Source organism: Vibrio japonicus, assembly GCF_024582835.1.
Classification (GTDB): domain Bacteria; phylum Pseudomonadota; class Gammaproteobacteria; order Enterobacterales; family Vibrionaceae; genus Vibrio; species Vibrio japonicus.
The window spans coordinates 730,571-748,677 of sequence record NZ_CP102096.1 but is presented as its reverse complement, the minus strand read 5'-3'; the positions used below and the strand labels follow the sequence as shown (position 1 = coordinate 748,677).

Here is an 18,107-nt window from a genome sequence, read left to right as displayed (position 1 = left end):
AAAAGTGACTATGAAACAGAAATTCGCTGCTGGACTATTGACCCTTTCAGCCCTTTTCAGCGCCTGGCTTTACTGGGGCAGTGATTTTAAAACAGAGCAGACACTGACATCTAAAGAGTGGCAATCCAAAATGATCGCGCTGATTGCTGAGTCGGAAGGTGTGGTTGGCCCTCTGCGTAAAGTGGATGTGACATCAAATGTCAAATATCTAAACAACGGAACTTATATCCGTGTCTCAACTGTGCGCCTTTACGCTGATAAAATGGCCGCTAAGCGCGTTGCCGACACTAACACAGATAATGTCATCCATATTTCAGAAACGGGAGTATGGGAGATCAGTGATAATTACTTACTCATCTCACCAACCGAATTTAAAGACATTTCATCTGCGCAAAGTAAAGACTTTACTGAAGATGAGTTAAAAGTCGTGACTCAAATCTTTAAGATGGATGCACAGCAAAGTCGCCGCATTGATATTGTGAATGAGAAAACCCTGCTTTTAACTAGCTTAAACCACGGTTCTACGGTACTTTCATCTAACTAAGAATAATCCAAAACAAAAGGGGCATGATGCCCCTTTTTCTTCAAAGCATGGACTGGTTAAACTCCCTTTTTTTATTTTTTGGCTCATTTATTTCAAACACACTCGCTTCTCTTTCTGGTGGCGGTGCAGGTTTGTTGCAATTCCCTTTACTGATCTTTTTCGGCCTGCCATTTTCCGTCGCGCTAGCGACGCATAAAATTGCCAGTGTCGCTCTCGGTGTTGGGGCTGCCTATATGCACATCAAACAAAAGAGCTTCAGCCCAAAATTCGCTGCTTATCTTATTGCTGTAGGTAGCATTGGCGTGATTATCGGGGCGAATATTGTGCTTCTTATCCCGGAGCAGATCGCAGAAAAGCTGCTGGGGTTGATGATTCTAGCCATTGGCATTTATTCCCGATTGAAAAAATCGCTTGGTCAAACGTCACGACCTGTAAACAGAAATACAACAGGTTGGATAATTGGCGGACTTATCCTGATTGCCATCGGCATTATCAATGGTTCTCTTACTGCTGGCTCCGGCCTGCTTGTGACGATTTTTCTTATACGCTGGTTTGGTTTCAACTATAAACAAGCCGTCGCACTCACAATGATATGCGTAGGACTATTTTGGAATGGGATTGGTGGCATTGCCGTTGCCAATGCGGGTGCTCCTATCTATTGGCCTTGGTTACCTATTCTATTGTTGGGCTCATTTCTAGGTGGTTGGGCAGGTGCGTATCTGACGACGCGCTATAGTAATCAAGTCATCAAAATATGTTTCGAGATACTGACCTTCGCTGTTGGTATAAAACTGCTAATGTGAGGAATTATGGATAAAGCGGTTATTGATATTTACTACTGTCGACAGTGCAATTGGATGCTTCGCTCAACGTGGCTATCACAAGAGTTACTGCATACATTTAGCGAAGAGATAGAAACGGTTTCACTTCATCCAGATACTGGCGGACGATTCGAGATACACTGCAACAATCAGTTAATTTGGGAACGGAAACGGGATGGCGGATTCCCTGAGGCTAAAGTGCTCAAGCAAAGAGTCAGAGATATCATTGATCCCGAAAGAGATCTTGGCCATTCAGACAACAAATAAGTGTTTGTCGGCAGCGTGTAGCGCTGCCGTTTAGCACCCATCTTACTGAAGATTATTACTTTGAATATTAGTACTCTAAATATTGGTACTCACTATCGTTTCTCCCTCAAATGTCATGACTTTCAGCTGTTTATCAACCAGAAGTCCATAACTAGGAGCAAAACCATTGCGAGGAAACGTCACTGACCCGGGATTAAAGACGTACAGCTCACCATCGAGTTCCGCGACAGGTATGTGCGTATGACCATGAACAATCACATCACCTTGTTTAAGAATTGGACGTTTTTGAGCATTGTATAAATGACCATGAGTCAAAAATAGTCGCTGCCCAGATTCTAATAATACCCAGGCATAATCTGCCATCATCGGAAATGACAGCAACATCTGATCGACTTCACTGTCGCAGTTCCCTCGGACAGCCACAATTTTATCCGCATAGCAATTCAGCAGTTCTGCAACTTTGGGAGGATTATAACCTTCTGGTATTGGGTTACGCGGTCCATGGTTGAGCACATCGCCCAAAAGCACCAAGGTTTCAGCGCCCGACTGTTCGAATTCAGCGAGCGCTTTTTCTGTTGCTGGAACACAGCCATGCAAATCTGACGCAAAAAATAATTTCACGACATCATCTCCTCAATTGTTGTCGGGAGATTGTACGTAATTGAGCCTTAACCGTCATCTTTCGCCATGCCATTAATGACAATATTGTTGTAGCTCACCATGCCAATGACTTTACCGTTTTCAACAACAGGTGCGCGACTGATACCAAAACGTTCAAAGAGCCGAGCACAATACTTTACGTGCATGTCAGGAGAAACAGACAAAGCAGGTTTGGTCATAATCTCATAGATGTTTGTTCTGTCGGGAGAGCGGTTTTTCGCCAGCACTTTCTTAGCAATATCGTTCATCAGCACCAGACCATATTCATCGTCATCATGGCGCTTATTGACGACTAGAGCCTTTACCGAATGCTTCTTAGCTAACTGAATGCCTTCCCTAACCGTCGTTAAACCATCGATCATGACATAGGTATTTGCCATTACGTCTCTTACACTAATTTTCTCGTGGCCACTCATAGCTCATCCTCTACGACTTTGGTCAGTTTTTCTACTTGATGGGCAACACCAACCGCATCTTCAATATCAATTTGCACCGCGATCCCCTGCCCTGATTCCAAATCAAACTCACCGACACTACTGATGGTTTCTAGGATATGTCGGGATAGATGCTCCTCTACCACAAAAAGCAAGACGTCTTTCTGCACATCCAGCGTCAAGCCTAAAAAGGTTCGCTTTTGAACCAGACCTTCTCCTCTGGCATTGTTAATGACTGTCGCTCCCGTGGCTCCAGCGTTTCTCGCTGCATCAAGCACAACATCTGTTTTGCTATCCTCAACAAAAGCTATGATCAATTTAAAGCGCATTTTTATTATCCTCCTTCTCTAACTCTCGATTGAGCCAGTGAGTGATTTGGGCATAACCCATAACAGAAATGATCGGAAATAAGCTCGCAAAAGCAATCAAACCAAACCCATCAATCATAGGGTTTCGTCCCGGAACAGTAGAGGCGAGACCTAACCCTAAGGCCGCAACAAGAGGTACAGTCACCGTTGATGTTGTCACACCACCCGAGTCGTATGCTAAAGGGACGATGAGTTTGGGGGCATAAAAAGTCTGTACAACAACCACGATGTAACCAGCAATGATGTAATAGTGAATGGGGTCGCCCACCACAATGCGATAACTCCCCAACGAAATACCGATAGCAACGCCAAGTGCAACCGCAATACGCAAACCATTAACGCTGATCGCGCCACCAGACACTTGATTTGCTTTAATGGCTACAGCGATGAGTGAGGGTTCTGCAACCGTCGTACTAAATCCAATACAAAAGGCAAACAAGTACACCCAATAGTAGTCTTGCCAATGAATGGCTCCTTCGCCAGACAGTCGAAATTGCTCTAAGAACTCAGGATCCGTCAACTGAATTGCCATGGTTTCCCCCAACGGGAACAGTGCCATTTCCAATCCCATTAGAAATAAAGACAAACCCAGTATGACGTAAAAAAAACCGATAATGATATGTGGTAAATTCGTGACCGGTTTTCTTAAAACCGCAAATTGAAATCCAAAAATAATGACAGTAATAGGAAAAACATCGCTGACTGTACTAAGGCATGTATCGTAAAAATGGGACCACTCAATCATGCTACGACCATCCCATAAATCATGACAAACATCATTGGAAGCAATGAAGCAAAAGCAATCAGACCAAATCCATCTATCATTGGGTTACGGCCTTTGATTGCCGATGCAAGACCAACCCCCAATGCCGTCACCAATGGAACTGTAATGGTAGACGTGGTTACTCCACCTGAGTCGTACGCGACACCAACAATGCTCTCTGGCGCGAATACGGTCAAAACCACCACTCCGATGTAACCTATGATGATCATGTACTGTATTGACCATCCTTTTAAAATTCTCAGTACCCCGAGAACAATCGCAATGCCGACTGACAAGGCGACGCTCATACGCAGACCAGTAGCATACTCTTCCATCGCCATCTCATCCGCGCGAATCATTCCGCCTTCAGCCGCTACTTTTGCCGCCTCATCAGCGACAGCCGTTAGCGCTGGCTCAGCAATAGTCGTCCCAAATCCCAAACAAAAAGCGAATACCATTAACCAAAATAGACTACCCTTACGGGCAAAAGCTTGCGCCATCGATTCGCCAATGGGAAACAAGCCCATTTCTAGGCCAAAAATGAAAAAAGTCAGACCCGCAACCACCAGCAGAAGACCCAATAAAATGGAGACTAAGTTAGGTAAGGGTTCTTGAAGAACGACCAACTGAAAAAATGCGATAACAACAATAATGGGCAGAAGATCTCTCAAACTGCCTAAAAACGCTTTTATCAACGCAGTAATGGCAGCCATAGTTGTCCTTATAAATAAGAAGGTAAATATATAATGGCAAATGAGCTTGGTATTTGGTGTGACTGACGTTGAGTCGCGCTCAATAAACGTAACAAATTGTTAATTTTGTGATAATCATTAGCTTTGAATAATCGAAGATCCTAAACAGTGCTAACTCGCTATAATGAATAGAATTACTCGCGACGGTTAATGTGTTCGCATCTTCAAGGAGAGATGGATGAAAATATTGCTCACAGGTGGTACAGGATTGATTGGCCGAGAGCTTATTAAACACCTCACAACCCATCAACTCGTTCTGCTCACTCGATCACCAAGCAAAGCTAAATCCATCGTAAACCATGCTGACATGGGGAATATTTCGTATATCTCGAGCTTAGACCATCTGCATGACCTTAACGAATTTGATGCTGTGATTAACCTAGCTGGAGAACCCATCGTCGATAAGCGTTGGAGTAAGAAACAGAAAAAAGAGATATGTAATAGCCGTTGGGAACTGACAGAAAAGCTGGTGGATCTCATCCATGCCAGTACAAACCCTCCCTCAGTTCTTATCAGCGGCTCTGCGGTGGGATACTACGGGGATCAACAAGAGCACCCGTTTGATGAAGATTTACATGTTCACCATGAAGGTTTCTCGCATCAAGTCTGTTCGACATGGGAAAGCATCGCCAATAGAGCTCGCTCTGAGTCTACTCGCGTATGTATTTTAAGAACGGGGATTGTTCTTTCCTCTGAAGGTGGCGCACTAAGCAAAATGCTTTTGCCGTACAAACTCGGCCTTGGTGGACCAATAGGTAATGGTCAGCAATATATGCCATGGATACACATTCTTGATATGGTGAGAGGGATCGTCTACTTGCTCGAAACAGAGCACGCACACGGTGAATTTAACTTTTGCGCTCCCCACCCTGTGACGAACGAATACTTCAGTAAAGTCCTCGCTAAATCTTTAAAACGTCCTCATTTCCTGTTTACGCCTAAATGGGTCCTCAAATTAGCAATGGGAGAAAGCGCCATTTTGCTGTTTGATAGCATACGTGCCAAACCCAAAAAGCTAACAGAACTTGGGTTTAAATTTAGCTACTCGAGACTGTCCCCCGCCCTAAAAAACTTATTACAACATCACGAATAATCTTTTACTCTAATGACTTAGCGAAGTCTTAGAGAGGGAATATGGCGAAATCAATTCTAATAACGGGATGCTCGACAGGTATCGGATATGTCTGTGCGCACGCACTCCACCAGCGCGGGTATCACGTCATTGCGTCCTGCAGACAAACCAAAGATGTCGATAGGCTAAGAGCTGAAGGGCTAAACTGCATTCAATTAGATCTCTCTGATCCACGCAGTATTTCTGAAGGTGTAAAGCACACTCTGGAACTCACTAATGGACGAATAGACGCGCTATTTAACAATGGGGCCTATGGACAGCCAGGCGCAATTGAAGACTTACCAACTCAGGCTTTACGCGAGCAGTTTGACGTGAATTTTTTTGGCTGGCATCAGTTGGTTTGTGAACTACTGCCGACCATGCGAGCCCAAGGCAGTGGTCGTATAATACAGAATAGCTCCGTGTTAGGATTTGCGGCAATGAAGTATCGCGGTGCTTACAATGCGTCCAAATTTGCATTAGAAGGTTGGACCGACACTCTCAGGCTAGAGCTCCACAATACCAACATTCATATCAGCTTAATCGAGCCTGGGCCAATAGAGACTCAATTTAGAGAGAACGCTAAGCGCGCGTTCTTAAAGTGGATCAACATTGAAAACAGCGCACACGAGCAAGCATATCAACAACAATTACAGCGATTAGAGAAAGAAAAATCGAACAACGCCTTTGTCCTTCCTCCTGAGTCTTGTATTGCACCATTGCTTGATGCATTGGAGTCAGCGAAACCGAAAGCTCGATACCGCGTTACCACCCCAACTAAAGTATTTGCCATTTTAAAGCGCCTACTTTCCACCAGGGTATTAGATAAATTTTTGATGAAGGCCACATAAAATTGTCGTTTAATGTAATTTTCCCGTAACAATAGAACGCTAACTTACACATTAGACCGAACATTTAATAGTCAACCTCAGCATTCTATTCGGATAAATTGCATGTCATTAAACCAATTAAATTGGCTTGGTGTGGGTGTTGTGATCGTATTGTTTATCGTATTGTAAACACCTCACAGCTATTAAAATTGCAAAAAGCATCGCTTGGAGAAGTGATGCTTTTTGTATTTTCCTCTCCCTTGATATCTCACCATCACGCCCATATCTTTAAAGTATTAAACTCTCTGTAAGGAAACGTTAAATGCAATCTCCTTTTATTGTCGAGCTAAACGAACAAAACTTCCGTCAAGTACTTGAAGGCTCAATGCAAACACCTGTGCTCATTCATTTTTGGGCGCCAATGAGTCAGGAAAGTGCACAGATTATTCCCGCTCTAAATACCTTAGCTCAGCAATATAATGGGGCATTTACACTGGCACTTCTGAATTGTGAGCAAGAGCAAATGATTGCTTCACAGTTTGGTGTTCAAGCGCTACCGACAATTGCATTGTTTGTAAACGGACAGCCCGTTGACGGTTTAGGTGGACCTCAAGAAATGACCGCTATTGAAGCCATGCTCGCCAAGCACCTTCCAAGCCAAGAAGACATGATCTTGAAGCAAGCATCGGAGCTCATGCAGCAAAACCAACACGCACAAGCTCTGCCCCTTTTGCAACAGCTTCCTGCTGAAATGCAACAAAAAGGCGATATTAAGCTGGCACTTGCCGCATGCTATATAGAAACTCAGCACTTTGATCAAGCCAAAACGCTGCTAGAACATATTCCACTTGAGTACCAAAACAACGACTACAAGAGTCTCATTGCGAAGTTAGAGCTCCACGAGCAATCTGCAAACAGCCCAGAAATTCAATCGCTTGAAGCTGCCTTTCAAAGTAACCCATCAGATACTCAAATTGCGGCTGAACTGGCCCTTAGCTATCACCAAGTTAATCGTGATGAGGAAGCATTGGATTTATTGTGGGGATTTTTACGCTCGGATTTAAATGCCCAAGACGGAGAGTTGAAAAAACACTTTATGGATATCTTATCCGCCCTTGGTCAAGGTAACGCAGTTTCTGCTAAATACCGCCGCCAGCTCTATTCTCTTCTGTATTAATCAGTTACTAATTCATATTAAAGCCGGATATTCCGGCTTTTCTTTTGCCTAAAACTTCGCCTCAGTTCTCATTTATTTTTTTGTTTGCGGTGTTTAATTAAGCAACAATCAACATATCTATGTGAATACAGGAACTTAAATATGGGAATTGAATCTCTGATTACAATTGGTGGCTTTCTTATTGTTGCCATTTCGTTCATCTATGCTGGCGTAAAAACCGTACCACAAGGGAACCACTGGACAGTGGAACGTTTTGGCCGCTTCACTCATACGTTAAAGCCGGGACTAAATTTCATCATCCCGTTCATTGATAGTATTGGGCACAGAATTAATATGATGGAGCGCGTTCTGGATATTCCGGCGCAAGAGGTTATCTCAAAAGACAACGCTAACGTCACTATTGACGCAGTGTGTTTTGTACAAGTCATTGATGCTGCGCGTGCTGCTTATGAAGTCAATGACTTAGAGCATGCAATAAGAAACCTAACCTTGACCAATATTCGAACAGTTCTTGGTTCAATGGAACTCGACGAAATGCTGAGTCAGCGCGATATGATCAACACTAAGCTGCTAACAATCGTCGACGAAGCAACCAACCCATGGGGTGTAAAAGTTACCCGTATAGAAATAAAAGATGTCCAGCCACCAGCGGATCTTACTGCCGCAATGAACGCACAAATGAAAGCTGAACGTAACAAACGTGCGGAGATTCTTGAAGCTGAAGGGATCCGTCAAGCAGAAATTCTGCGTGCTGAAGGCCAGAAACAGTCCGAAATTTTGAAAGCGGAAGGTGATAAACAAGCCGCTATCTTACAAGCTGAAGCGCGAGAAAGAGCCGCCGAAGCGGAAGCAAAAGCGACGACAATGGTTTCTGAAGCGATTGCAAAAGGTGATATGCAAGCGGTCAATTACTTTATTGCACAAGGCTATACCGACGCACTAAAAACGATTGGGCAAGCAGAAAATGGAAAAATCATTATGCTGCCACTAGAAGCCTCAGGGCTAATGGGGTCTGTCGCTGGCATCGCGGAAATGTTCAAACATCAATCTAACGAGAAAAAATAAGGCGCTAATTTGATAGCATTATTGGATTCAGTAAATTACTGGCACTGGCTGGCGTTTGGCTTAATTCTGTTAGCGGCAGAATTGCTTGGCGCTGCTGGTTACCTACTTTGGTTAGGTTTATCAGCACTTTTAGTCGGTATTCTACTCACTTTTATTCCTCTAAGCTGGCAGTTACAGTGGATGTCGTTTGGCTCTTTTTCACTCGTCACCACTTGGTTATGGTGGCGTCGTCAGCTAACGCATGACAAACAAAGTGATGAGCAACGTGACCTTAATCAAAAGCAAAAGCAGCTGGTTGGGCAAGTACTCACTCTTGACGAAGACTTTCCGAAAGGAAAAGGGCGTATCAAAGTGGGTGATACGACTTGGTCAGCCAAATCAGAAACTTCCTTAACCGCAGGCACAACGGTAGAAATCACTGCGGTTGATGGCATTATTCTCTCCATTAGCGAAAAAAAATAAACGTATTTTAGGCCCTATCACCTTTATAGGGCCTATATAACTTCATTCAAGTTACCCAAACCTAGACAAATCATTATTTATCAGCACTTTAACTTAATTGCGTCAAAAATTAAGCTCTAAAAATTCCCACCAAATTAAAACTAAACTTATAAAAACACTAACAAAGACCATATTAAATTTTCTTATTTATCAGTTGATTGATTTTTAACGAAGAATAAAAAGACTTCATTATTTATTGAAGAAAATTTATCAATGAGTGATTTTTTTTGATCTTATTTAATCTTTGAACATACTAATTAGTAGAGATTGGTTTTAAAAAAGTTATTAACCCACCGGAGAAAATCATGAAAAAGCTACTGTTAGTATTTGTCTCTCTACTGCTAAGTTCAGGCGCAATGGCTACTAGTCCCGCATCTTCTAATGCAGGTCCATGGGTAGACTGCCTTTATCAAGACGGAAGCGTTAATTATGAGCCTTTAATGATGTGTGAAATGAAAGGAGGAAAACGAAAATACTGAGTGAATGAAGTGAAGCTAATTTATTATAGTCAGATAAAAACCAGCCTACCTCGTCAAATTAGTAAGGATGTTAAATCCAAATTAGAACGTACTTATTTCTGTTACAGAAAAGAAGCGGATAAATAGAATCGGCTTCTTTTCTGTAAGAATACATATTATGATTGATAAATCACTGACTAACCGCCCACTTCAAGAACTCTTTTTGCTCTAATGTTGGCAGTGATAAGAAATCTTGTTTTATCTTATTGATGTTTGGGCTATCCGTATATTCAGGGATATCTAGATTTTCTTTAGATGAAAAAGGGGTATGGATAATTTCTTTTTCAAAGCGAATATTTCGCTTGCTATTATAACGTGCTATTTCTTTTTCATAGTCACGAGTTAACCCACTACCTCTAGGCAAAATCTCTTGAGTCACCGCTATCTCTCCTTCCGTATTGAGAGTGTAAATTGGTGACTTTGAAAATGAATCCGCGTCTTTTACATTTTTTACTTTTTGAGCAGGAGAAAGCGTGATCGTTTGATTTTCAGCGGAGAAGGTTACGATTGAAACTGGGGAGTTATACTTTTCAAACTGCCCATCCGATTTCTGAACTAACTTGCTCATTCGAATTGCAATTTGGTTTGTGCCATTATTTAACTCTAGGTGACGAAGAGGGCTCACTCGCATACCAACCTCCTCACCGTTGTAGGCAATAATATCAATCGAATCACCTAAGTTAACTTCAACCCCAGCAAGAGCATTGGGAGCCAAAAGGCAACTAAGCACTGCCATAGTTTTCGTCAAACTTCTCATAAACATCTCCTAATTCAGTGAAAATGCGAGCACCTATGATGCTCGCATATTTATATTATTGCTACTTATATACCTAAACTTAGAAGTAGTATTCAGCACCAACTAAAACATTATGATCAAAGTCGTCAGAACCGTTCATCTTGTAGTTACGAGAGTCGATGAATAGATACGTACTTGGTAGCAAGTAACCTAAGCGAGCCGTAACTGCTGTAGAACCATCATCCTTAGTGAAGCTTCCTCCAACTACAGAACCTTTGTCTGAGTCCATTGTTTGTGCATAACCCGCTTTTAGGACAATTTTCTCATCAATAACATACTGACCTGTTAAAGAGATTGCATTTTGCGAGTTGTCTTGAATCTTAGTAACGTCCGCACCATTTTCAGTGTATGTTACTTTTTGCTTACCATTTTCCATTGCTTTAAATGCAGCAGTTAATGTTAAAGCATCGAAACCAGCGGTAGCACCGACGATTGCATAGCTTTTATCAGCTTCAGAATCATCATAGTAACCACCATGTAAATTCACAGGGCCAGCTTGATAAGAAGCACCGACACTAATAACTTGGTTATCAGTTGAAGCATCCATGTTACTTAGCGTTGCTTGGAAATTGAAACCACCAAAACTCGCTGAGTCAAATCGGAAAACATTGTCTGCACGGTCTTGATAGCCTGCACCGCCATTTGTTTTTGTGTCAGCATCGGTATCACCTAGTGCAGAGTGCCAGTCAAACACATTACCTAGACCTGGGTTTGAGTGTGGCCAGTCAACATAGTTGTATGCTGCAACCAATTGACGACCGAACTTAAACGTACCTACGCCATCAAATTCTAAGCCCAAGTATGTATCACGAGCACCTAATTGACCTGATTTGTCGCCATTGTTTGCGTCGCCACCTTCAATTTGCCACACAAAATTCGGTCCAAAATCTTCATACTCAACTACGCCGCGGAAACCAACACGTGATTCAATGACCGCTGACGCTGTTTCATCACCTTGGTCTGGAGAAGTTAGGTGAATGAAGCCTGCTGCTTGTCCATACAACTGAACAGCTTGACCATTCAATTCAATTGCTGCATTCGCAGAACCAGCTGCTGCAACAGTCGCGATTGCAGCACCCACGAGGGTACGTTTAAACATTTTGTCCATGGAAAAACTCCTAAAATTGGATATAGCTGTTTTTATGTTTCTCGCCTTAAGTTGGCCGCCGAAGGGAGAAATAATTTCCTTTTGTCGAAAATCTCAAGTTATTGACGAATCTTTTGATTTCCTAGTTTTTGCATACACACTGTGTATCCATGGCTCAAGACTAACTTCGCAACGCAAAACATCAATAAGAACTTACTTTTTATCTAAAAAAATATGAGCAGCAACAAATTTTTTACCGTGGAGTGATCGGGATCGACACAAAACAGAATGACAAACTGTATAAACAAATATAATCAAATAAAAACAACAAGTTAAATAAAAAATAAATGTAAATAGCCATTGATATGCCTCGCAATATCTAACTAAAGTTGATTTAATTTCCTGTTGTTTGAACATGATCATTGACTATAAATGCCTACAAAAAGCCTGTTTTCAATAGTTATTTTTGGACAAAAAAAAGCCACCTAATTGGTGGCTCTGTTATCTAAATTTGTTATTTGTCGTGATCTATAGCATCTCGATTAGATCTTGCTCTGTACGGACCTCAACCCCAAGCTCTTGGGCTTTAGCGAGTTTTGAACCCGCATTTTCACCCGCAAATAGAATATCGGTTTTCTTAGAGACACTTCCCGTTACTTTCGCCCCTAAGTTTTGCAAAGCCGCTTTCGCGTCGTTACGAGACAACTGCGATAAAGTACCCGTCAGTACGACTGTTTTACCAGCTAGCGGTTGAGGGGCATCTTCACTTTTTTCTTCAATATCAGCCCAGAAAATACCTTGCTCTAGTAACTCATCAATCACTTTCAAGTTTTTATCTTGCGAAAAAAATGCCGTGATATGACTCGCAACAATGCCACCAATATCCTGTACTTCAATCAACTGTTCATGCGTTGAATTCTTGACTGCGTCGAGAGTTTTGAAATGTTGAGCCAAATTCGCTGCTGTTGCCTCACCGACTTCACGTATTCCTAACGAATACAAGAAACGAGGAAGCGTCGTTTCTTTCGATTTGTTGAGGGCATTAACAATATTTTGAGCAGACTTAGGCCCCATACGATCTAAAACCGTCAGTACTCCCGCTGATAACTTAAATAGATCAGCGGGTGTTTCCACCATTTCTCTATCAACCAGTTGTTCGATCACTTTGTCACCTAGACCGTCTACATCCATTGCTTTTCGAGAAACAAAGTGTTTCAACGCTTCTTTACGTTGCGCTTGACAGACTAGACCTCCGGAGCAACGAGCAACGGCTTCACCTTCTACTCGCTCAACTTCAGAGTGACAAACAGGACAATGCGTTGGGAAAACGATCTCGCGTGCGTTATCTGGTCGACGATCTTTCACAACGGAGACGATCTGTGGAATCACATCGCCCGCACGTCGAATCATGACGCAGTCACCAACCATCACCCCCAAACGTTCAATTTCGTCTGCATTGTGTAATGTCGCATTGCTTACTGTCACTCCACCAACAAAGACTGGCTCCAACTTAGCGACTGGGGTAATAGCTCCTGTACGCCCGACTTGAAACTCAACTTCGTTCAATGTGGTGATTTCTTCCTGGGCTGGGAACTTATACGCAATTGCCCAGCGTGGTGCTCTGGCCACAAAACCGAGCTGCTCTTGTAGAGAAACGTCATCGACTTTGATAACAACGCCATCAATCTCATAAGGTAACTCGTCTCTACGAGCCAATATGTCTTGATAATACGCTTTCACTTCGTCCAGACTGCTTACAAGACGAGTCTCAGGGCACATTGGTAATCCCCAGCCTTTTAGCTGTAAGAATCGCTCGTAGTGGCTCTCTGAAAGGCTTGCTCCGCTTACCACACCCACACTGTAAGCGTAAAAACTTAGCGGACGCGTCGCGGTAATTTTTGAATCAAGCTGACGTAGGCTACCTGCCGCAGCATTACGCGGGTTAACAAATACTTTGTCACCTTTCTTTAGTGCCAGCTCGTTTAGCTTTTCAAAGCCAGCTTTTGGCATAAAGACTTCACCACGCACCTCAAGGCGTTCAGGCCAGTCTGAGCCTTGCAGTTTTAATGGAATTGCTTTGATCGTACGAACATTGTCCGTAATATTTTCACCTGTTGTACCGTCGCCACGAGTGGCCGCTTGAACCAATACGCCGTTTTCGTACAACAAACTTACCGCCAGCCCATCCAATTTAGGCTCACAACAAAACACATCGAATGTCGCAGTTGGTGCGCGATCACGCATGCGTTTATGAAAAGAGTTAAGTTCATCGTCATCAAAAGCATTATCTAGAGACAGCATTGGGATTTCGTGGGCCACCGATTCAAACGCCGATAAAGGGGCACCACCGACCCGTTGACTTGGCGAATCCAGTGTAACCAATTCAGGATGCTGAGCTTCCAAATCAATAAGCTCACGCATCATCCGATCATATTCCGCATCAGGAATTTCTGGACTATCTTCAACGTAATATTTAACCCCGTGGTAATGCAGGGTCTCGCGTAGCTGATTAAGCTGTTCTTGAATCTCTGGCGACATAACTAACTCTGATATGTAAATCAATTCGACCTCGATACTGCGTAAAAGGTGCAGTACCTATGTATTTCAGTGGAGTATGAACAGAGAGGCTCTTATTATCAATAGTCTGATATTCGCATCTGCTCCAAAAAGAAAAGGCTCCATTTAGGAGCCCTGTTTACGTCTGTTTTAACTTACGCTGTCGCAGCTTTGAATGCTTTGATTTGCGATTTGTAAGTGTCTATACGATTTGGCGTCATAAGATTTCGACCATCATCAAGTACATTGGCACCTAAATCATCGGCAATTTGTTGCGCGGTTTTAAGCATAAGCTTGAAGTTGTGTTCTGGATCCCCAAAGCACGGCAGAGTCATAAAGAATGAGATCCCCTTCGTTGTAAATTCTGCGGGGTCATTGTGCTTTAATGTCCCTGGCTGCATCATATTCGCTACACTGAAGAGTATTTTGCCTGTCCCAGAGAGATCTGCGTGACGATGGAAAATATCCATTTCACCATAGAGCAGACCGTTTTGTTGCATGCTGTCAAAAAGCTTCGTGCCCACAAATGGTTCATCACCGGCACAATGAACATTCAGCACAATGACCTGCATCTCTGGTTCTGCGACTTTTTCTGGTTCTGGCTCTGGTTGCAGTTCTTCCGTTATCTCAGTGATAGTTTCTTCACTATCCAATTGAGGTTTTTCGACGACTGACTCCGGTTTATCTTCTACATCGTCAAACGACTTGGTAGAAATAGACGGAAAATCTAAATCCGGTTCATCCTCTATTTTCGTCTCAGGCTTAACAGGCTTCTTTGGTTCTGAATAGCCATCAATCAAAGGATCAGCCATGATAGGCTCGGCAGCAAATTCTGAGTCTTTTCGGTCTTTACGAATGATCTCAAAATCATCTTCAGGAGCAAATGAACGCTCTGAGGACGCATCTGACTCATTTTCATTTTCATCGACGTCTAGCTTGCGTAATGGTTTATTACCAAACTTAGCCGTCCCTTCTTTTTTGCTTGTCCATAAACCGTGGAACAGCAAAGCGGCAATCGCTAGTGCTCCGACAATTATGAGTACGAATCGCAGTTCCTGCATTTTTTACTCTCAATTATTCAAGAAATCGTGCCTTCAAAGGTAACGATATTGAACCTGGTTAAACCTAACTAATAGTAACTCTACCAAAACTCTCACCTGTTTTAGAACAACTTAATGTTAGAAGTTCCTAGAATGTTGTGATTTTGAACACGCTTTTTTCTTGTTAAGATAACGGTCGTTCGTTTTTAAACCACTAAATGATTTTAAATTATGAGTTTTGTAACACGTAAACGTTCCGGCTTCGGCTACTTTTTTTACGGCTTAGAGCTTGCTCTAACACCAGGTATTCGCCCATTCGTTCTATTACCTCTATTGACCAACATTATTCTTGTTGGTGGGGCACTATTTTATCTGTTTTCCAATCTCGATATTTGGATTAATCAGTTAATGGGACAACTTCCAGCGTTCCTTTCTTGGTTGAGCTATATTTTATGGCCGTTGCTTGTACTGACGATTCTGGCAACGTTCTCTTATTTCTTTAGTACTCTGGCAAACTTTATCGCGGCACCATTTAATGGCTTGCTCGCAGAAAAAGTCGAAGAGCACCTCACCAAGCAAAAAGTCAGTGACGATGGCGCTCTTGCCGTCGTGAAAGATATCCCACGTGTCCTCGGCCGCGAATGGAGAAAATTGGTCTATGTCTTACCGAAAGCAATAGGCCTTTTTCTTCTATTACTTATTCCAGGACTCGGACAGACGGTAGGGCCTGTTCTATGGTTTGCTTTTACTGCCTGGATGTTGGCTATTCAATATTGTGACTACCCTTTTGATAATCACAAAGTGAGCTTCAATGATATGCGTTACAGTTTGAAACAAAAACAAGGTAAAGCATATGGGTTTGGTGCCCTAGTGTCATTTTTCACTACGATTCCTATTTTAAACCTCATCGTTATGCCTGTCGCTGTCTGTGGTGCAACTGCGATGTGGGTTAATGAATTCAAGAAATAGAGCGTAAATCACAAAATTTGAAAATGAGGGGGAATTCGCCGTTCTCCCCTCTTTAATTTGTGCCCACATCTGCATATTCATATCATATAACTTTTTAATCCTTTTCTAGTTTTTTCAGCTGTCCTACTCTCTACACAGTTAAATTTTGATAGAACATAAATGGCTTTGAGCGTTAATTATGCTCAATGCTAATAAAGATGATGAAGGATCACGCCATGAGCAAAATCTACGAAGATAATTCACTAACAATCGGTAACACTCCTATCGTTCGCCTAAATAAAGTAAGTAAAGGAAAAGTACTTGCTAAGATTGAATCGCGAAACCCGAGTTTTAGTGTTAAGTGCCGTATTGGTGCAAGCATGATTTGGGATGCTGAAAAACAAGGCAAACTAAAGCCAGGTGTTGAACTTGTTGAACCTACAAGTGGTAACACGGGTATTGCGCTTGCTTTCGTAGCAGCGGCTCGTGGTTACAAACTGACTCTGACTATGCCTGAGTCGATGAGCTTAGAACGCCGTAAGCTTCTAAAAGCGCTGGGTGCGAACCTAGAACTGACAGAAGCAGCAAAAGGCATGAAAGGTGCGATTGCAAAAGCAGAAGAGATCGTTGCAAGCAACCCTGACAAGTACCTACTTCTTCAGCAGTTCAACAACCCAGCTAACCCTGAAATCCACGAGAAAACCACTGGTCCAGAAATCTGGGATGCAACAGACGGTGAGATCGATGTATTCGTAGCGGGCGTTGGTACGGGCGGTACAATCACAGGTACAAGCCGTTACATTAAAGGTGAGAAAGGTAAGAACATTGTTTCTGTCGCAGTAGAGCCAGCTGAATCACCAGTCATCACTCAAGCGTTAGCAGGTGAAGAAATTCAGCCAGCGCCACACAAAATTCAAGGTATCGGTGCGGGCTTTATCCCTGGAAACTTAGATTTAGAGCTTCTAGACCGCGTTGAGACAGTAACTTCTGAAGAAGCGATTGAAATGGCTCGTCGCCTAATGGAAGAGGAAGGTATCCTAGCGGGTATTTCTTCAGGCGCAGCAGTCGTTGCTGCAAACCGACTAGCAGAACTGCCTGAATTTGAAGGAAAAAACATTGTAACTGTATTACCAAGTTCAGGTGAACGATACCTAAGTACTGCGCTATTTTCAGGCATCTTTACCGAGAAAGAGAACCAACAGTAATACGTATCGAAATCAAATTTTCGTCTAAAAAAGCCCCTTATAGGGGCTTTTTTGTTGATCCTTATTTCACCTTTGGTAATATCAGGATTGTTTTATTTCTAGCTTCAAAATAAAAAAGCTTAGTAAGAATTTATCTCACTATGAAATCCGACACAGATTGGAGTCATAAGTGAAAAATTGATAACCAGTATCAGTTATGAAACGGCCACAGTGCCCAGCTTGTAGCAGATTACAAAGTTAGCAGTTAAGCTAAATCTGGTTAATAAACTATCTAAATATAAATCAATTGGGGTATTTAACATGTACGAGAAGCAAGTAGAAATCACTGCTGAAAACGGTCTTCACACTCGCCCAGCGGCACAGTTCGTGAAAGAAGCAAAATCATTTGACGCGGACATCACTGTGACTTCTAACGGTAAAAGCGCTAGCGCAAAGAGCCTGTTTAAACTACAAACTCTTGGCCTAGTAAAAGGTACAGTAGTTTCTATCTCAGCTGAGGGCCCACAAGCTCAACAAGCTGTAGACCACCTAGTTGCTCTAATGGATCAACTGCACTAATCAGGTCTACTATTTCTAAAGCCATTTTGTGAAAGCAAAATGGCTTTGTTGGAAATAGAGCAGAATTTAAGCTACTAATTATCGTTAGTACACTCATTATTCTCCC

The 18,107-nt window shown here is 42.5% G+C and carries 21 protein-coding genes; 12 read left to right on the top strand and 9 right to left on the bottom strand.

Going from position 1 to position 18,107, the window contains the following annotated elements; genetic code table 11:
* Positions 1-10 precede the first annotated feature (10 nt).
* The 3 genes from NP165_RS03575 to NP165_RS03565 are packed head-to-tail and all read left to right on the top strand — an operon-like array spanning position 11 to position 1,632.
* Positions 11-544 carry a regulatory protein ToxS gene (locus NP165_RS03575; protein WP_257084967.1) on the top strand — a complete coding sequence of 178 codons (534 nt, stop codon included), beginning with the start codon at positions 11-13 and terminating at the stop codon, positions 542-544.
* Between the two features lie 47 nt (positions 545-591).
* Positions 592-1,347 (top strand): sulfite exporter TauE/SafE family protein, encoded by a 756-nt coding sequence (locus NP165_RS03570; protein WP_257085534.1) that lies wholly within the window; start codon positions 592-594, stop codon positions 1,345-1,347.
* Between the two features lie 6 nt (positions 1,348-1,353).
* Positions 1,354-1,632, top strand: coding sequence for an Rdx family protein (locus tag NP165_RS03565; protein ID WP_257084966.1), 279 nt, complete (start codon positions 1,354-1,356; stop codon positions 1,630-1,632).
* Between the two features lie 75 nt (positions 1,633-1,707).
* Here the strand turns inward: NP165_RS03565 and yfcE are convergent, their stop codons facing one another.
* From yfcE to NP165_RS03540, 5 genes are read right to left on the bottom strand one after another with little or no spacing between them, the layout of a single operon-like run.
* Positions 1,708-2,253, bottom strand: coding sequence for a phosphodiesterase (gene yfcE, locus NP165_RS03560; protein WP_257084965.1), 546 nt, complete (start codon positions 2,251-2,253; stop codon positions 1,708-1,710).
* Between the two features lie 47 nt (positions 2,254-2,300).
* Entirely contained in the window at positions 2,301-2,708 is a 408-nt protein-coding gene (locus NP165_RS03555) for a CBS domain-containing protein (RefSeq protein ID WP_257084964.1), read from the bottom strand.
* Positions 2,705-3,055, bottom strand: a complete 351-nt coding sequence (locus tag NP165_RS03550; RefSeq protein WP_257084963.1) for a P-II family nitrogen regulator — start codon at positions 3,053-3,055, stop codon at positions 2,705-2,707. The genes NP165_RS03555 and NP165_RS03550 overlap by 4 nt, the downstream gene beginning before the upstream one ends.
* The gene (locus NP165_RS03545) at positions 3,045-3,839 is read right to left on the bottom strand and encodes a DUF1538 domain-containing protein (protein WP_257084962.1); all 795 of its coding nucleotides are present in this window, start codon (positions 3,837-3,839) and stop codon (positions 3,045-3,047) included. Before NP165_RS03545 ends, NP165_RS03550 begins: the two co-directional genes overlap by 11 nt.
* On the bottom strand, positions 3,836-4,570 hold the full coding sequence (locus tag NP165_RS03540; RefSeq protein ID WP_257084961.1) for a DUF1538 domain-containing protein: 735 nt from the start codon (positions 4,568-4,570) through the stop codon (positions 3,836-3,838). The genes NP165_RS03545 and NP165_RS03540 overlap by 4 nt, the downstream gene beginning before the upstream one ends.
* Positions 4,571-4,787: 217 nt before the next feature.
* Between NP165_RS03540 and NP165_RS03535 the strand changes: the two genes are divergently transcribed.
* The 6 genes from NP165_RS03535 to NP165_RS03510 all read left to right on the top strand — a co-directional run bounded on the left by NP165_RS03535 (position 4,788) and on the right by NP165_RS03510 (position 9,772).
* Positions 4,788-5,702 carry a TIGR01777 family oxidoreductase gene (locus tag NP165_RS03535; protein WP_257084960.1) on the top strand — a complete coding sequence of 305 codons (915 nt, stop codon included), beginning with the start codon at positions 4,788-4,790 and terminating at the stop codon, positions 5,700-5,702.
* A 41-nt stretch (positions 5,703-5,743) separates the two neighbouring features.
* Positions 5,744-6,571 carry an SDR family oxidoreductase gene (locus NP165_RS03530; protein WP_257084959.1) on the top strand — a complete coding sequence of 276 codons (828 nt, stop codon included), beginning with the start codon at positions 5,744-5,746 and terminating at the stop codon, positions 6,569-6,571.
* Between the two features lie 301 nt (positions 6,572-6,872).
* Positions 6,873-7,727 (top strand): co-chaperone YbbN, encoded by an 855-nt coding sequence (locus NP165_RS03525; RefSeq protein WP_257084958.1) that lies wholly within the window; start codon positions 6,873-6,875, stop codon positions 7,725-7,727.
* A gap of 141 nt (positions 7,728-7,868) precedes the next feature.
* A complete protein-coding gene (locus tag NP165_RS03520; RefSeq protein WP_257084957.1) occupies positions 7,869-8,792 on the top strand; it encodes an SPFH domain-containing protein in 924 nt (307 codons plus the stop codon).
* A gap of 9 nt (positions 8,793-8,801) precedes the next feature.
* Positions 8,802-9,254 (top strand): NfeD family protein, encoded by a 453-nt coding sequence (locus NP165_RS03515; protein ID WP_257084956.1) that lies wholly within the window; start codon positions 8,802-8,804, stop codon positions 9,252-9,254.
* A 344-nt stretch (positions 9,255-9,598) separates the two neighbouring features.
* Positions 9,599-9,772: a hypothetical protein gene (locus tag NP165_RS03510; protein WP_257084955.1), complete on the top strand. Its 174-nt coding sequence runs from the start codon at positions 9,599-9,601 to the stop codon at positions 9,770-9,772.
* 169 nt (positions 9,773-9,941) lie between these two features.
* Here NP165_RS03510 and NP165_RS03505 read toward each other — a convergent pair whose 3' ends face one another.
* The 4 genes from NP165_RS03505 to zipA form a co-directional block, all read right to left on the bottom strand.
* Positions 9,942-10,568 carry a DUF2057 family protein gene (locus NP165_RS03505; protein WP_257084954.1) on the bottom strand — a complete coding sequence of 209 codons (627 nt, stop codon included), beginning with the start codon at positions 10,566-10,568 and terminating at the stop codon, positions 9,942-9,944.
* Positions 10,569-10,647: 79 nt separating this feature from the next.
* Positions 10,648-11,715, bottom strand: a complete 1,068-nt coding sequence (locus tag NP165_RS03500; protein WP_257084953.1) for a porin — start codon at positions 11,713-11,715, stop codon at positions 10,648-10,650.
* A gap of 507 nt (positions 11,716-12,222) precedes the next feature.
* The gene (gene ligA, locus NP165_RS03495; protein WP_257084952.1) at positions 12,223-14,232 is read right to left on the bottom strand and encodes an NAD-dependent DNA ligase LigA; all 2,010 of its coding nucleotides are present in this window, start codon (positions 14,230-14,232) and stop codon (positions 12,223-12,225) included.
* Between the two features lie 173 nt (positions 14,233-14,405).
* Positions 14,406-15,311, bottom strand: a complete 906-nt coding sequence (gene zipA / locus NP165_RS03490; protein WP_257084951.1) for a cell division protein ZipA — start codon at positions 15,309-15,311, stop codon at positions 14,406-14,408.
* A gap of 210 nt (positions 15,312-15,521) precedes the next feature.
* Between zipA and cysZ the strand changes: the two genes are divergently transcribed.
* From cysZ to NP165_RS03475, 3 genes are all read left to right on the top strand, one after another.
* Positions 15,522-16,259 (top strand): sulfate transporter CysZ, encoded by a 738-nt coding sequence (cysZ, locus tag NP165_RS03485; protein WP_257084950.1) that lies wholly within the window; start codon positions 15,522-15,524, stop codon positions 16,257-16,259.
* Between the two features lie 215 nt (positions 16,260-16,474).
* Complete coding sequence (gene cysK, locus NP165_RS03480; protein ID WP_257084949.1) at positions 16,475-17,443, top strand: cysteine synthase A; 969 nt, start codon at positions 16,475-16,477, stop codon at positions 17,441-17,443.
* A gap of 300 nt (positions 17,444-17,743) precedes the next feature.
* On the top strand, positions 17,744-18,001 hold the full coding sequence (locus NP165_RS03475; protein ID WP_032552209.1) for an HPr family phosphocarrier protein: 258 nt from the start codon (positions 17,744-17,746) through the stop codon (positions 17,999-18,001).
* Positions 18,002-18,107: the final 106 nt, after the last annotated feature.

Excerpts from the sequence above, each read along its gene's own strand:
- ligA (WP_257084952.1), bottom strand. The coding sequence starts at position 14,232 with ATGTCGCCAGAGATTCAAGAACAGCTTAATCAGCTACGCGAGACCCTG.
- NP165_RS03545 (WP_257084962.1), bottom strand. The coding sequence starts at position 3,839 with ATGATTGAGTGGTCCCATTTTTACGATACATGCCTTAGTACAGTCAGC.
- NP165_RS03500 (WP_257084953.1), bottom strand. The coding sequence starts at position 11,715 with ATGGACAAAATGTTTAAACGTACCCTCGTGGGTGCTGCAATCGCGACT.
- NP165_RS03525 (WP_257084958.1), top strand. The coding sequence starts at position 6,873 with ATGCAATCTCCTTTTATTGTCGAGCTAAACGAACAAAACTTCCGTCAA.
- zipA (WP_257084951.1), bottom strand. The coding sequence starts at position 15,311 with ATGCAGGAACTGCGATTCGTACTCATAATTGTCGGAGCACTAGCGATT.
- cysK (WP_257084949.1), top strand. The coding sequence starts at position 16,475 with ATGAGCAAAATCTACGAAGATAATTCACTAACAATCGGTAACACTCCT.
- NP165_RS03550 (WP_257084963.1), bottom strand. The coding sequence starts at position 3,055 with ATGCGCTTTAAATTGATCATAGCTTTTGTTGAGGATAGCAAAACAGAT.
- NP165_RS03540 (WP_257084961.1), bottom strand. The coding sequence starts at position 4,570 with ATGGCTGCCATTACTGCGTTGATAAAAGCGTTTTTAGGCAGTTTGAGA.
- NP165_RS03570 (WP_257085534.1), top strand. The coding sequence starts at position 592 with ATGGACTGGTTAAACTCCCTTTTTTTATTTTTTGGCTCATTTATTTCA.
- cysZ (WP_257084950.1), top strand. The coding sequence starts at position 15,522 with ATGAGTTTTGTAACACGTAAACGTTCCGGCTTCGGCTACTTTTTTTAC.
- NP165_RS03575 (WP_257084967.1), top strand. The coding sequence starts at position 11 with ATGAAACAGAAATTCGCTGCTGGACTATTGACCCTTTCAGCCCTTTTC.
- NP165_RS03555 (WP_257084964.1), bottom strand. The coding sequence starts at position 2,708 with ATGAGTGGCCACGAGAAAATTAGTGTAAGAGACGTAATGGCAAATACC.
- NP165_RS03520 (WP_257084957.1), top strand. The coding sequence starts at position 7,869 with ATGGGAATTGAATCTCTGATTACAATTGGTGGCTTTCTTATTGTTGCC.
- NP165_RS03530 (WP_257084959.1), top strand. The coding sequence starts at position 5,744 with ATGGCGAAATCAATTCTAATAACGGGATGCTCGACAGGTATCGGATAT.
- NP165_RS03475 (WP_032552209.1), top strand. The coding sequence starts at position 17,744 with ATGTACGAGAAGCAAGTAGAAATCACTGCTGAAAACGGTCTTCACACT.
- NP165_RS03510 (WP_257084955.1), top strand. The coding sequence starts at position 9,599 with ATGAAAAAGCTACTGTTAGTATTTGTCTCTCTACTGCTAAGTTCAGGC.
- NP165_RS03535 (WP_257084960.1), top strand. The coding sequence starts at position 4,788 with ATGAAAATATTGCTCACAGGTGGTACAGGATTGATTGGCCGAGAGCTT.
- NP165_RS03565 (WP_257084966.1), top strand. The coding sequence starts at position 1,354 with ATGGATAAAGCGGTTATTGATATTTACTACTGTCGACAGTGCAATTGG.
- NP165_RS03505 (WP_257084954.1), bottom strand. The coding sequence starts at position 10,568 with ATGAGAAGTTTGACGAAAACTATGGCAGTGCTTAGTTGCCTTTTGGCT.